The 13100-nt window shown below is 63.6% G+C and carries 11 protein-coding genes; 4 read left to right on the forward strand and 7 right to left on the reverse strand.

Going from position 1 to position 13100, the window contains the following annotated elements; genetic code table 11:
* Positions 1–8: 8 nt before the first annotated feature.
* The 3 genes from hyi to B5T_RS12925 all read right to left on the reverse strand — a co-directional run bounded on the left by hyi (position 9) and on the right by B5T_RS12925 (position 3615).
* Positions 9–782: a hydroxypyruvate isomerase gene (gene hyi, locus B5T_RS12915; protein ID WP_014994952.1), complete on the reverse strand. Its 774-nt coding sequence runs from the start codon at positions 780–782 to the stop codon at positions 9–11.
* A 146-nt stretch (positions 783–928) separates the two neighbouring features.
* Positions 929–2842: an FTR1 family protein gene (locus B5T_RS12920; protein ID WP_014994953.1), complete on the reverse strand. Its 1914-nt coding sequence runs from the start codon at positions 2840–2842 to the stop codon at positions 929–931.
* 104 nt (positions 2843–2946) lie between these two features.
* Entirely contained in the window at positions 2947–3615 is a 669-nt protein-coding gene (locus B5T_RS12925; protein ID WP_014994954.1) for a DNA-3-methyladenine glycosylase I, read from the reverse strand.
* A 107-nt stretch (positions 3616–3722) separates the two neighbouring features.
* Between B5T_RS12925 and B5T_RS12930 the strand changes: the two genes are divergently transcribed.
* The gene (locus B5T_RS12930; protein WP_014994955.1) at positions 3723–4952 is read left to right on the forward strand and encodes a pyridoxal phosphate-dependent aminotransferase; all 1230 of its coding nucleotides are present in this window, start codon (positions 3723–3725) and stop codon (positions 4950–4952) included.
* Positions 4953–5055: 103 nt separating this feature from the next.
* On the opposite strand, the gene B5T_RS12935 is transcribed toward B5T_RS12930, so the two are convergent.
* Positions 5056–5982, reverse strand: a complete 927-nt coding sequence (locus B5T_RS12935) for a class I SAM-dependent methyltransferase (RefSeq protein WP_014994956.1) — start codon at positions 5980–5982, stop codon at positions 5056–5058.
* A gap of 188 nt (positions 5983–6170) precedes the next feature.
* Between B5T_RS12935 and htpX the strand changes: the two genes are divergently transcribed.
* From htpX to B5T_RS12950, 3 genes are all read left to right on the forward strand, one after another.
* On the forward strand, positions 6171–7067 hold the full coding sequence (gene htpX / locus B5T_RS12940; protein ID WP_014994957.1) for a protease HtpX: 897 nt from the start codon (positions 6171–6173) through the stop codon (positions 7065–7067).
* A gap of 280 nt (positions 7068–7347) precedes the next feature.
* On the forward strand, positions 7348–8439 hold the full coding sequence (locus B5T_RS12945) for a GGDEF domain-containing protein (protein WP_229683008.1): 1092 nt from the start codon (positions 7348–7350) through the stop codon (positions 8437–8439).
* Positions 8440–8499: 60 nt separating this feature from the next.
* Positions 8500–9045, forward strand: a complete 546-nt coding sequence (locus B5T_RS12950; RefSeq protein WP_014994959.1) for a YecA/YgfB family protein — start codon at positions 8500–8502, stop codon at positions 9043–9045.
* 82 nt (positions 9046–9127) lie between these two features.
* Here B5T_RS12950 and B5T_RS12955 read toward each other — a convergent pair whose 3' ends face one another.
* From B5T_RS12955 to B5T_RS12965, 3 genes are all read right to left on the reverse strand, one after another.
* Entirely contained in the window at positions 9128–9895 is a 768-nt protein-coding gene (locus tag B5T_RS12955) for a TenA family transcriptional regulator (protein ID WP_041717021.1), read from the reverse strand.
* 222 nt (positions 9896–10117) lie between these two features.
* On the reverse strand, positions 10118–12142 hold the full coding sequence (locus B5T_RS12960) for a transglutaminase family protein (protein ID WP_014994961.1): 2025 nt from the start codon (positions 12140–12142) through the stop codon (positions 10118–10120).
* Entirely contained in the window at positions 12142–13086 is a 945-nt protein-coding gene (locus tag B5T_RS12965) for a DUF58 domain-containing protein (protein ID WP_014994962.1), read from the reverse strand. The genes B5T_RS12960 and B5T_RS12965 overlap by 1 nt, the downstream gene beginning before the upstream one ends.
* Positions 13087–13100 lie beyond the last annotated feature (14 nt).

The following is a 13100-nucleotide window of genomic DNA, read 5'->3' on the forward strand; positions in this document are numbered from 1 at the left end:
CGTGCGGGTTAAACCGGCAGCCAGCCGAGGCTGTCCCCGGTGTGTCCCAGAGGCCGGTATTCGGCGCTGACCCAACCCTGATAGCCGATCTGGTCCAGCCGCGCGAACAGCTCCGCCAGCGGAATCTCGCCGCTGCCCGGCTGATGGCGGCCGGGGGCATCGGCGAACTGTACATGCCCTATATGGGGCCGCAAGCGGGAAAGGGAAGCCGCCACCGCCTCGCCCATCACCCAGGCGTGGTAAAGATCGTACTGCAAACGCAGATTAGGCCGGTCCGCCGCCGTGATCGCGGCCAGCGCCTGGTCGCTGGTGGCGAGAAAGAAACCGGGCATATCCACTCGGGTGTTGATCGGCTCCACGGTCACTTCCCTGCCCTGCTCCGCCAATTGATCGGCGGCGTAACGCAGATTGTGGACCAGCGTTTCGAAGCAATGTTCCGGATCGGCGTCCGGGGAAGGAATGCCGGCCAGACAATTGACCCGTGGACAGTCCAGCGCTTCGGCATAGGTGAGGGCCCGCGCCACGCCGTCGCGGAATTCCGCTTCCCGGCCGGGCAAGGCGGCCAGACCACGGTCGCCGGCGTCCCAATCCCCGGCCGGCAGATTGAACAGCACCTGCCGCAGATCATTGTCGTGCAGCCTCCGCGCCAGCTCCGCCGGCCCCCATTCATAGGGAAACAGACACTCCACACCCTTGAAGCCGGCCCGGGCAGCGGCGGCGTAGCGTTCCATAAAGGGGTATTCAGTGAATAGCAGGGTCAGATTGGCGGCAAAACGGGGCATGCGGGAATTCCCAGACCAAAGCGCCGCCACATGGTACCCGATCCCACCCGCCCCACAAACAAAACGCGGCCCGAGAGAATCCCCCGGGCCGCGCTGTTTTTCGTCTTTCGCTGTCAACTGTCCACTGTCAACTATCAACTGCTCTTCTAGCTGCTTTTCACCTGCCCCCGGCTACGCAGCCACATCAGCACCGCCAGCACGATCGCCGCGGCCTGAGCCAATGCCCCCTGAATGGTGGGGAAGAAGCCCAGCCATTCAATGGTTGGCAACGGCAGATAGCGGGCGTTCAGGATACCGGCTTCCTGCAGCGCGGCCACGCCCTTGCCGAGCAGGATCACCGACAATACCAGCAGCACCAGACTGGTGGCCTTGAAGAACAGCCCCAGCGGCAGCTTCATGCCGATGCGGAAGATCAACACACAGACCACGGCCAGGGCCACCACGGCGGCGCCGAAGCCATAGAACAGGTAGGACTGGGTCGCCGCGGTCACCTGGGTCCACAGCGCCTGGTAGAACAGGATGGTTTCGAACATCTCGCGGTACACGGAGATGAACGACACCACCGCCAGGGCCCATACCGTGCCGCCATCCAGAGCACTGTCGACCTTGTTCTTGATGTAACCCAGCCACTTCTGGCTCTGGCTGTTGTTGTGCATCCAGAAACCGACGTAGAACAGAATCACGGCGGCGGCGATACCGGCCACGCCCTCGGTGATTTCCCGGGTGGCGCCGCTCAGGTTGATCAGGGTGGAAGCCACGTACCAGGTGGCGATACCGGCTACCAGAGCCAGTATCCAGCCGTAATGAATATAACGGGTGGCGGTCTTGGCGTCGGCCTTGCGGGTGAAGGTCAGCAACGCGGCGATGATCAGCAGCGCTTCCAGCCCTTCCCGGAACAGGATGAAGAAACTGGCGGAGAAGGTGGCGGCGGCGCTCAGGCCATCACCGCTGAGGATGTCCTCCGCTTCCTGCAGACCGGCGCGGGCCTGATCCACCCGGTCACTGACTTCCGCTTCCGGCAGGCCACGCTCGATGCCTTCGCGCACGGCCATGAAGCGGCGTTCGATGCCACGCATGACGGCCGGGTCCACGGCGGAGAGCTGCTGCTCGATCATTTCAAAGCCGTCCAGGTAGGCGGACAGCGCGGCGGCGCGGGCGGCGCCGGTATCGCCGGCGGCATAGGCCTGCTCGGCCTCCGACAGCTTGCCGTCACTGATCTCGATGAAGCGGTTCTGGCTGAACAGCGCCTTGGGCTCGGTACGCAGGTAACCGGCGGCGTCATAGGCTTCGTCACCAAGCTGATTGCGCACGTCTTCCGGCGCCTTGGCGATCACCGCGTCCAGGGTCAGCGCGGTTTTCAGTTCCTGCTCATTGTTGATGGCGGTCTTGCCGCTGGCGGCCATGTCCGGGGTCACCGCCATGCTGCCGACATAGAAGGCCAGCGCCCAGCGGTCGGCTTCACTCAGGGTCTCTTCATAGGCGGCCATGCCGGTGCCTTCCACACCGCCGGTGATGGTGGTGTACAGCCCCAGCAGGGAACGGCCTTCGTAACGGGCCAGTTCATGGAAATCGGTGGGCGCCGGCTCCAGCGCGGCGCCGGCGGCGCCATCACCGCGCCCTTCGGCGCCGTGACACAGGGCACAGGTGCTTTGATAAACCTCCGCGGCCCGCGCCATATCCGGCGCCGCCTTGGGCATCACCGGGATGCCGTAGACGTCCACCAGGGTACCGCGTATGGACTGGGCCAGGGCTTTCACCTCGGCCTCCGGTGCCTTGTCGGCCACCGCCTGTTGCAGTGCGGCGGCCTGCTCCAGCAGGGTGTCCCGGCCTTCCACGTCGTCGAGTTGACCGATCCCTTCATGCAGCAGACGGGAGAACTCTTCCATCTCCGCGTATTCTTCGTCGCTGACGATGGTGCCGTCCTGCACCGCATTGATGTAGTCGGCGCCGACGTACTCCACCAATTGCACCAAAGCGGTCTGGGAGGCGGCCTGAGCCAGGGGTGACAGCAAAAACAGTACAACGAAAGCGCTCAGCCAGCGCTGAAGGGTTCTGGTCATGAGATAAGGAGCCCGATAGAAAGCAGAATTATTCTCATTTATGGTCGCGCTCCGATGGGCAAAAGTCAAAGTGTTCTTCTCTGCTTTGCGATCTTTACTTTGGCTTATCCCACGGTGAAGGCCAGAATCTTGCTGATGTGCGCCTGGGGGCGGCCGGATTCCTTTTGCCACTGATTGAACGCGGCCTGGGCGGCGGCCTGATCGCGCTGGCTGACCGGCGGCTTGTCGATGATACGGTGGGACTTGAGCACGGCGATGACATCGTTGGTGGGATACCAGGTATCGCGGCCGACCATGCGCAGAAAGGCGGCGCCGGAATTGCCGCCAAGCTGTTTGCCGCGCTTCTTCAGCAACTGCCACATGCCGACGGTGTCCTCCTCGGGCCAGCCGGCCAGCCAGCGCCCTACTCCGCCGTATTCCTTGCGCAGATCCAGCACCAGTTGCGCATTATGGCGAATCGCTTTCATCTTGCCCCAGTGCCGGATCAGACGGGTGTCCTGCATGCGCTCTTCCAGCATGGTGTCGGGCATCAGCACCAGTTTCTCCGGGTCGAAGCCGAAGAACGCCTGCTCGAACGCCGGCCATTTGGCGTCCACCAGACGGTGAGTAAGACCGGCCCGGAACACACGGCGGGTCATGGCGGAGAAGTAAAAGGCATCGTCCGGTTTACGCAATTGCGCCGGCGTTTTCACTTCCGGCAGCGCCGCCTCCACCGCTTTGAGGCCGCCCTTGCGGTTGACCGCCAGGGCCATCAGTTCCTCGAACTTGATCATGGTATTGCTTCTCCTTTTTGGGGCCGCCCCTTCATATACAGCATTTCCACGCCCATGTAGAATCGGTTCCCATTCTTCTGTTGCGCGGATCAGGGCGAGAGATCTCCATGAGCGGTTATCCTTTCAGGATCGGTAAGTCGGACAAACTCAACGGTGTTTGCTATGACATTCGCGGTCCGGTGCTGCGTGAAGCGCATCGGCTCGAGGATGAAGGCCACCGGGTGATCAAACTGAACATCGGCAACCCCGCGCCGTTCAGTTTCGAGGCACCGGAAGAACTGCTCCAGGATGTGATCCATAATCTGCCCGACGCCACCGGCTATTGCCACTCCAAAGGCCTGTTCCCGGCCCGCAAGGCGGTGATGCAGTACAGCCAGACCAAGGGCATTCAGGATGTCTCGGTGGACGACATCATTATCGGCAACGGCGTCTCCGAGCTGATCGTGATGGCCATGCAGGCCCTGCTCAACAACGGCGATGAGGTGCTGCTGCCGGCGCCGGACTATCCGCTGTGGACCGCCGCGGTGCGGCTCTCCGGCGGCAACCCGGTGCATTACCTGTGCGACGAAAAGCAGGACTGGCACCCGGCCCTGGACGATCTGCGCTCGAAAATCACCGACCGCACCCGCGCCCTGGTGATCATCAACCCGAACAATCCCACCGGCGCCAACTATGACCGCGCGTTGCTGGAAGACATGCTGCAGATCGCCCGCGAACACAACCTGATCGTGTTCGCCGACGAAATCTACGACAAGATTCTCTACGACGAAGAGAAACACACCTCCATCGCTTCCCTGGCGGACGACCTGCTGTTCATTACCTTCAACGGCCTGTCCAAGAACTACCGCGCCGCCGGCTTCCGCTCCGGCTGGATGATCATCTCCGGCGCCAAACATCTGGCGGACAGCTACATTGAGGGTCTGGAGATGCTGGCCAGTATGCGCCTGTGCGCCAATGTGCCCAGCCAGAACGCGATCCAGGCGGCGCTGGGGGGCTACCAGAGCATCGATGATCTGGTGGCGCCGGGCGGGCGGCTGTGCCGGCAGCGGGACATTGCCTGGGACATGCTCAGTGCCATTCCCGGGGTCAGTTGCGTCAAGCCCAAGTCCGCCCTTTACCTGTTCCCACGGCTGGACCCGAAGGTGTTCCCGTTCCAGGATGACGAGGCCTTTGCCCTGGATCTGCTGCGCGAGGAGCACGTGCTGATCGTTCAGGGCACGGCCTTCAACTGGCCGGATCCGGACCACTTCCGGGTGGTGTTCCTGCCCCGGGTGGACGACCTGGAAGACTCCATCGGCCGCATCGCCCGCTATCTGGATCGCATTCGCAAGAAGTAGAGGACGACGACTCACCGTAGGAGCCTGCCCTGCAGGCGAATGGTTTTGCCTTCCCCACCACCATTCGCCTGCAGGGCAGGCTCCTACAGCGGCTTCGTAGTACTCATGTGAGAGCCGGCCGCCGATAACGATAGTGCAGCACTTTCAATGCCGGCTCCGCGGCTTCATCGAAGCCCGGCGCTCCCGGTAGTACCGCCTCCAGAACGGCGCCCGGCAATCGCTCCGCCACCCGCGCCTCGATCCAGTCCCGTCCCAGCCAGGGCGCGTTCAGACACACCAGCAATTCCGCCTCCGGCGCCAGCAGCTTGGACAGCCGCTCCAGCACCTTGGGATAGTCCTTCTCCACCATGAAACTGCCGCGCTGGGCGCTGGGCGGGTCCACCACGATCAGGTCATAGCGGCCCAGGCTGTGCAGCTTTTTCCAGCTGCGGAAAATATTGTGCGGCAGATAGTGCACGCGGGCGTCGGCGAAGCCGTTGGCGACCTGGTTCTCCCGCCCCAGGGCCAGCGCCGGCGCGGACAGATCGATGTTCACCACCGATTCGGCGCCGCCGGCCAGCGCCGCCAGCGAGAAGGCGCAGGTGAAACTGAACAGATTCAGCACTGTCTTGCCCGCCGCCCGCTCCCGCAGCCAGCTCCGCCCCGGCGCCATATCGGCGAAGAACCCCAGATTCTGGCCCCGTTCAAAATCCAGCCGGTAACGCAGGCCCGCTTCATGGGCCCAGTGCGGTTCCGGCACGGCGCCGGTGATTACCCGGGTCAGGGCCGGTCGGCGATGACGATGCTGAAACACCAGGGTGTCACAACCCAGCTCCGGCAGCGCCGCCCGCAGCCGCTGTTCCAGCGCCTCCAGAGTGGCGGCGTCGTAGTCGTCGAACAGGGTCGCCATCAACACCGGCGGAAAGCGGTCAAGAGTCAGCCCCTCCCAGCCGGGCAGGGTTTTGCCACGCCCGTGAAAGAGGCGGTGCCGGTGGTCCTTCGGGGGAACCAAATAGGGATCGAGCTGGTCAATGGAATGGGAGTGGGTCATAGCCTGGGCATTCGCAGTCACGCCGGGAAAAGCGGGAGTATTCCGCTGCCGGACCTTGAAGGCAACCGCCCTGCCCCCATTTTCCATTGAAGTTTGCTCGATGTGGGGGCCCTCCACGTCGGGTACGCTGGTGTCCGGGCATCGGACCCATCAGGGCCAACAACATCAGTCAGTGGAGAAACATACCGATGATGCGCATTGCGCTTTTCCTGCTCACTAACCTGGCGGTTATCGTGGTCGCCAGCATTACTTTGAGCCTGTTGGGGGTGAATTCCTACCTGGCGCAAAGTGGCAGCGGGTTGGATCTGACCAATTTGCTGATTTTCAGTGCTGTCTTTGGCTTCGCCGGCTCGCTCATTTCCCTGCTCATTTCCAAGCCGATGGCGAAATGGTCCGCCAAGGTGCAAGTGATTGAGCAGCCCAGCAACGACGCCGAGCGCTGGCTGCTGGCCACCGTCGATGAGCTGTCCCGGAAAGCGGGCATCAAGATGCCGGAAGTGGGTATCTTTCCCGCCCAGCAATCCAACGCCTTCGCCACCGGCTGGAACAAGAACGCCGCTCTGGTGGCGGTATCCCAGGGGCTGTTGCAACGCTTCCGCCCCGAGGAAGCCCGCGCGGTACTGGCCCATGAAATCGGCCACGTGGCCAATGGCGACATGATCACCCTCAGCCTGATCCAGGGCGTGGTCAACACCTTCGTCATCTTCGCCGCCCGGGTGGTGGGCTACGTGATCGACAGCTTCCTGCGCCGCGACGGCCAGGGCGGCCTGGGCTTCGGCTACTACATCGTGGTATTCGTGGCGGAGATCATCTTCGGTATCGCCGCCAGCGTCATCGTCATGTGGTTCTCCCGCTTCCGTGAGTACCGCGCCGATGCCTCCGGCGCCCAGCTGGCGGACCGCCGCGACATGATCGCCGCTCTGCAACGGCTGAAAGCGGAATCCGAAGTACCGAACCAGATGCCCGACAGTCTGGTGGCGTTCGGTATCAACAGCGGCGTGCGCCGGGGGCTCTCCGCGCTGTTCCGCTCGCACCCGCCGCTGGATGATCGGATCCAGGCGCTGAGCGATAAGCGCTACGGTTAGGGCCACCTACCCCGCGGAGAAGACTACGAAGCCGCTGTGGGAGCTTGCCTGCAAGCGAATTGGGCGTGTTACCCATGAATTCGCTTGCAAGGCAAGCTCCTACAGCAGCCCTGTAGCGGCCTCTGAGTTCATATTCCAGGGCCAACCCGCCCCTCCTTTTCCACTTCCCCGCCTGCCCCGCTCCGTGTAGGGTGTCGCTTATATAACTACTAACATGCCTCGGCATCCCGGCCTTTTCGCCCTGGGTGACCATTGGCCGCTGTCTTTGAGTCGACATTCATTGGAACCCGGTTTTCGTTTGCTACCCCGGGATCACCCGGATCGGGCCCTGCGCCTGCGCCGCCTGCTGATGGCGGTGTACTCCTATTTGCTGATGTGGGGCGGGCTGGCGATCGGCACCAGACTGGGCGCGGTGGCGCCGGATCTGCCTCATCTGCCTTTATTACTGGTCCTGCTGGCGGTCAACGCGGTGTTTTTCGTGATCATCCGCAGCGGTTACAGCGAGCGTTTCAAGGACCCCAGCCTGACCGTGGCGCAAATGCTGGCGGGCATCGCCATGATCACGCTGATTCTGCACTACGCACGGGAACTGCGCGGCGCCCTGCTGTGCTTGTACCTGATGCTGATGACCTTCGGTGTGTTCTCGATCCACCGGCGCCGGCAGATCGCCATGGCGCTGGTGGCGCAAAGCGCCTTCACCTTGCTGCTGATCTACGAATGGCTGCACCAGCCGGCTCAACGGCAGTTCACTCTGATGTTCGGTCACTGGGGTATTCTCGCCCTCACCCTGACCTGGTTCGTGTCCATGGGCAGCCACATTCAGAGCCTGCAACAGCGTTTCCGGGCTCAGCGCGAATCGCTGCTGCAAGCCCATGACCGGCTCGCGCGCATCGCCGTGCGCGACGAACTCACCGGTCTTTATAACCGCCGCCACTTTCTCGAACGGTTTGATGAAGAGCTGAGCCGGATCAGCCGGGAGCCGGCACCGCTGTATCTGGCGCTGGTGGACCTGGATCACTTCAAACCGGTCAACGATACCTACGGGCATCAGGCCGGCGACGCGGTGCTGCAGCGATTCGCCAACGTCGCCAGCCACTGCCTGCGGCGCACCGATGTGCTGGCCCGCTACGGCGGTGAGGAATTCGCCATTCTGTTTCCACGCAGCCACCATGAGGCCTGCCTGGCGGCCATCACCCGGCTGCGCGAACGGTTCGCCGAGGCACGCTATGCCTTCGCCCCGGACCTGCGGGTGACCCTGTCCTGCGGCCTCGCCGCCTACCAGCCCGGCGACACCGCCCGCACCTTGCTGGAACGGGCCGACCAGGCCCTGTACCGGGCGAAATCCGAAGGCCGCAACCGGGTCAGCGGGTAGGTACATGGCGCTTCCATCCGTGGCGCAAACCGGTATCCTTGCCCGCATGTGGAGGAATCTATGAGCGATGTCAGCAACCCGAGTCTCAAGCAAACCATCGAAGGGCATTTCGCCAGTGAGGGCGAGGACGCCCCTACCTGGGTGGAAATTCATGGCCTGACCTGCGCCCTGGCGGTGGGGCCTTATGGGGGGCCGGAGGATTTCGTCACCGCCCTGGAGAGCGAGCTGCCGGAGCCGGTCCTGGAGGCTCTGGTGTCACTGCGCGGCCGTCTGCTGACCGGCCTGTATAACGGTGAACGCACTACTCTGCCGTGCCTGCTGGATCCGTACCGGGAAGAGGATGGCAATGATCTGGCCAGTTGGTGCGCGGGGTTTCTTGCCGGCGTGTTCCTGCGCGAGGAAGACTGGTATCAGGATCACGAAGACACCATGGCCAACTGGCTGCTGCCGGTGGTGTTGATCTCCGGCGTGGACGAGGACCCGTCCCTGGACGAACTGTGGGAAAACTCCGCCGTGGTAAGACAAATGGCCACCGGCCTGCCGGACCTGCTGGAAGAACTGGTGCTGCACTTTCATGGCAGCGGCATATCCCCGGAGAATAGTTAATTCTTTAGCACCGTAGGAGCCTGCCCTGCAGGCGAACATCCCCGTCTTCAAGCGCCCGGTAATTCGCCTGCAGGGCAGGCTCCTACAAAAATTCCGGTGTCTGCTCTTCCGCTCTTTCCCCGCCCATCCGGTAACAATCGTCCAGCGCCAGCAGGTAGTATTCCAGCCCGCGGCGGGCGGCGGCGAAGGCGCGGCGGCGGGATTCCGGGTCGATCGCCAGGCGTTTGATCAGTTCCATGGCTTCGTGGGGATGGGCGTCGTCGTAGCTGGCATGGGCGCGTAACCAGGCCATGGTGTGCCGGTTGATCCGCGCCACGCCCTGCTCCGCGTAATGGGTCATGCCTTTCACCACGCGCTGACTCCATTCGCCGGTGGCCCACTCGATGGCCAGGTTGGTGGCGGCGATGCTTTCTTCCAGCGTGCCGCGCTCGCCGACGGACCAGAGGTAATGGTTCACCGCGTCCATGGCGGCGGGCGGCACGGTGTTCTCCAGGATGGATTGATCGATGCCGAAGCCGGCGGCCCAGTCCTGATACCAATAGGCGTGCCGCTGCTCCACCTTGATGTTACCGATCAGCCAGTTCTTGCTTTCCTCGTGACCGGGGAAAATGCCCGGCCGGGTTTTGGCCAATGCCAGGCCCATGTATTTGGGGAAATTTTCCACCAAGGGGTAGAAGTGCAGCAGCGCGTCACGGAACCGCTCCGGTGCCAAAGTCCCCTCGCCCATTTCCACGAACAACGGATGCTCAACCACCTGGTCCTTGTAGGGCACCAGCGCCTGCCAAAAACGTTGCGCCCAGGGTTCGTGTCCGGTGAGTTGCAGAGCTTCCTTATAACGCGCGACGGACATGCTTTCCCCTTTTGTCGGATCCGTTCCCGTGATCATCGAGGCATAAAGCCTACTGCGCTCTTGGTGGTTGTGCCAGTGACGAGACATGAATTGAAAAGATCGCTACAAGGCCGCTGTAGGAGCTTGCCCTGCAAGCGAATTGTGCTGTGCCCCAAGAATTCGCTTGCAGGGCAAGCTCCTACAGCGGCTTCGTGGTGCTTTCCCTTGGGTGCCCGATAAGAGTCAACGGCACGCCTTCAACAACCGCCGTCGTTGCCGGCGCAAAGTTCGCAACGCGCCGATGGAAGGCGCCGTGTCCTGTTGATAGGCCAGCCGTTCGAAGGCCTCCCGCCAGGTCCGTGCCGGCGTTTCCGCCGCCGGCCAGCGGCGCGCGATCCGCTCGCACAGTTGGGTGGCGGACAGGCGCTCCGCCCCCCGTACTCCGCGTTTGCTCAGCCCCCGGGCCAGCCGCCGGTATTCACGGGTCAGCGGCGTGGCGGAACGGGGACCGCGCCCCCGGAACATGATCAGCGCCGTGGCCAGCACCAGCAGCGCCGCCAGGGTCAGCAGCAGCATGGCGAGCCGCCAGGGCGTCACCGCGCCTAGCCAACGGGACAGCCATTGGTTCTGGCGCTCCAGGTCATAGCCCAGCACCCAGCTCTGCCAGCGGAATTCGAGCAGGTCCGCCCATTGCCGCAATTGAAACAGCACCGGCAAACGTCCGATCCCATCGCCGGGAAGCCGGGCCTCGCCGGCCTGGCTGAGGGAGCCACGCAAGCCCAGTTCCACCCGCTCCGGCGCCACCGCCGCGGTGGGGTCCACTTCCACCCAGCCGCGTCCGGGCAGCCACACCTCGGCCCAGGCGTGGGCATCGTACTGACGGATCAACAGGTGCCGGCCCATGGGGTTGGCTTCGCCGCCCTGGTAGCCCCCCACCACCCGGGCTGGAATACCGGCGGCGCGCATCAGCACCACGAAGCTGCTGGCGTAATGCTCGCAAAACCCCCGGCGGGTATTGAACAGAAAGCCGTCCACCACATCCGGGCCGACGGCGGGCGGGCTGAGGGTGTAATGAAACGGCTCATTGCCAAACCAGTCCAGGGCGGCGCTCACCAGGGCGCTATCGTCCTGATATTGCCGGCGCCATTGGCTGGCCAGTTCGCGGGCGCGCGGGAACCCCTGTTCCGGCAAACTCAGCATCAACGCGCGCTGATCCGGCGCCAGCGGTTCGCTCAGTGGCACCCCGGTGTAACTGCGTACCCGATAGCGGAAATTACCGCTGACCGGTTCGGTGGCGACTAGGTGCCGGTCTCGGGCCAGCACCAGACCATCGAACTCCGGCACCGGGGTATTGAGCGCGTACAGCCAGCGCCGCTGGCTCGGCGCCATGATCACCTGGTAGTCCCAGTAAGGGCGGTCCGCGGCTCGCCGCAGCAGGTCCCGGTACCACAACGGCGGCGTCCCCCGGCCGCTGTAGAAGGTCAGTTCGTCACCCCAGTCGTCCGGGCGCGCCTGGCTCCAGGTGCGGCCATCGAACCAGCTGTAGGTCAGGCCACGCCAATAGCGTTGCCGATAAGGCGGCACCTCGCCATCGAACTGCACGCGAAAGGCGATCGCGCTGGACTCGGCCAGATTGCTGACCTGTCCGGGCGCCATCGTGTCGCTCATGCCGGTACGCGCCTGGCCCTGATCGGTATGCACGTTCCACAATGGCGGCAACCGCGGCACCAGTACGAACAACACCACCGCCAACGGCACCGCCTGCAGTAACAACACCGCCGCCTTGCCCAGATGCTGGCGCGAACGCGCCTGGGAATCGTTGTAGTGGATCCCCACCAGACTGGCGGTGAGCAGCAGCAGACACAGACAGACATAGAGAAAAACGAAGAACCCCTGCTGGAACAGCAGGATGGTGGCGCAGACGAAATAGCCGATGATGATCAGCACATAGGCGTCGCGGCGCCCCACCAGCTCCAGATACTTCAAGGCGAACAGGCTGGTGATCAGAGCGGTGCCCGCTTCCGGCCCGATCAGACGGCCGAAGCTCAGATAAATGCCGCCGACGGTGCCGAGCAACAGCAACACCCGTATCCATCGGCCCGGCAGCGGCGCCCGCTGACGATCCATCAGCGCCCGCCACAGCAGGATCGCCAGCAACAACAACACCTGCCAGAACGGTCCGCGCAGCAATTGCGGCAGGGAAATGGCGAGAATGGCGGCGGTCAGCCAGGGCCGGGCGTGACTGGGTACCTGATACAGGCGGGCCATCAGCGCTGCCCTCCCTCGTTGCCGTGCAGCGCCAGCAGATCCAGAGCCCGCAAGCGGTGTTCATCACCGCTGCCCGGCGCCAGTTCCATGGCGGGCAAGCGCAAACCAAAGGGTTGCCCGGCCTCGCTCAGCAGCAACACCCAATGGCACAGCAACGCCAGGCGTTGTTCCTCAGGCAGGCCTTCCAGACGGTCGTAGCCAAGCCAGAGCCGTTCTCCTTCCTCGGCGTCGAACAGTTTGGTGTTCATACCACGACCGCGCGCATAACCTTTCCAGTCCACCTGGCGAAGGGAATCCCCCAGCACGTAAGCACGCAGCCCCTGGAACGCTTCACTGCCGTGGCGGCCGATGCCGCCGGAACCGCCGCTGCCATCCCAGGGCGAAGGGGCATCTTCCCGGGGCCTGGGCCAGGCCAGACAATGGTGCTCCAGCGCCACCAGTGACCAGGCCCGCAACAGGCCCAACGGATAGCGGCTTTCCACCCGCAATCGCTGGGGCCGAACCGGGCCGCGCCGCGGCAGCGCCAGATTCAGCCACACGGTTTTTTCTTCTCCGGTTTCCAGACTGACTTCCTGGGCATCCTGCCCCGGCCAGCTCAACCACACACTGCGATGGGGCTGCCCCAGGGATACCAGCACCACCGCCAGAGCGCCGTGCCCGCCGACAAAGCCATTGCGGGCGGCACCGGCGCGCAGGGTCAGACCGGAAAGATTGCGAAAAGTATGCAGGATGCCCATCACGAACAACGACACCATCAGGAAACACAGTGCCAGAATCAGATTGTTCTCGTAATTGACACCACCGAGAAACAACAGCAGCGCCACTACCAAGTACAGCACGCCATAGCCGCTGGGCAGAATGAAGATACGACGCTGGTTCAGCTGCACCTGATGGTCGCGGGGCAGACGTCGGGCCAACCAGTTTTGCCAGGCGCGTTTTACCATGGCCGCCCTCCTTC

It is taken from the genome of Alloalcanivorax dieselolei B5 (assembly GCF_000300005.1).
Classification (GTDB): Bacteria; Pseudomonadota; Gammaproteobacteria; order Pseudomonadales; family Alcanivoracaceae; genus Alloalcanivorax; species Alloalcanivorax dieselolei.

What these genes read in the sequence shown, in the direction of transcription:
- B5T_RS12925 (WP_014994954.1), bottom strand. Translation starts at nt 3,615, where the DNA reads ATGATCAAGTTCGAGGAACTGATGGCCCTGGCGGTCAACCGCAAGGGC.
- hyi (WP_014994952.1), bottom strand. Translation starts at nt 782, where the DNA reads ATGCCCCGTTTTGCCGCCAATCTGACCCTGCTATTCACTGAATACCCC.
- B5T_RS12935 (WP_014994956.1), bottom strand. Translation starts at nt 5,982, where the DNA reads ATGACCCACTCCCATTCCATTGACCAGCTCGATCCCTATTTGGTTCCC.
- htpX (WP_014994957.1), top strand. Translation starts at nt 6,171, where the DNA reads ATGATGCGCATTGCGCTTTTCCTGCTCACTAACCTGGCGGTTATCGTG.
- B5T_RS12950 (WP_014994959.1), top strand. Translation starts at nt 8,500, where the DNA reads ATGAGCGATGTCAGCAACCCGAGTCTCAAGCAAACCATCGAAGGGCAT.
- B5T_RS12960 (WP_014994961.1), bottom strand. Translation starts at nt 12,142, where the DNA reads ATGGCCCGCCTGTATCAGGTACCCAGTCACGCCCGGCCCTGGCTGACC.
- B5T_RS12965 (WP_014994962.1), bottom strand. Translation starts at nt 13,086, where the DNA reads ATGGTAAAACGCGCCTGGCAAAACTGGTTGGCCCGACGTCTGCCCCGC.
- B5T_RS12955 (WP_041717021.1), bottom strand. Translation starts at nt 9,895, where the DNA reads ATGTCCGTCGCGCGTTATAAGGAAGCTCTGCAACTCACCGGACACGAA.
- B5T_RS12920 (WP_014994953.1), bottom strand. Translation starts at nt 2,842, where the DNA reads ATGACCAGAACCCTTCAGCGCTGGCTGAGCGCTTTCGTTGTACTGTTT.
- B5T_RS12930 (WP_014994955.1), top strand. Translation starts at nt 3,723, where the DNA reads ATGAGCGGTTATCCTTTCAGGATCGGTAAGTCGGACAAACTCAACGGT.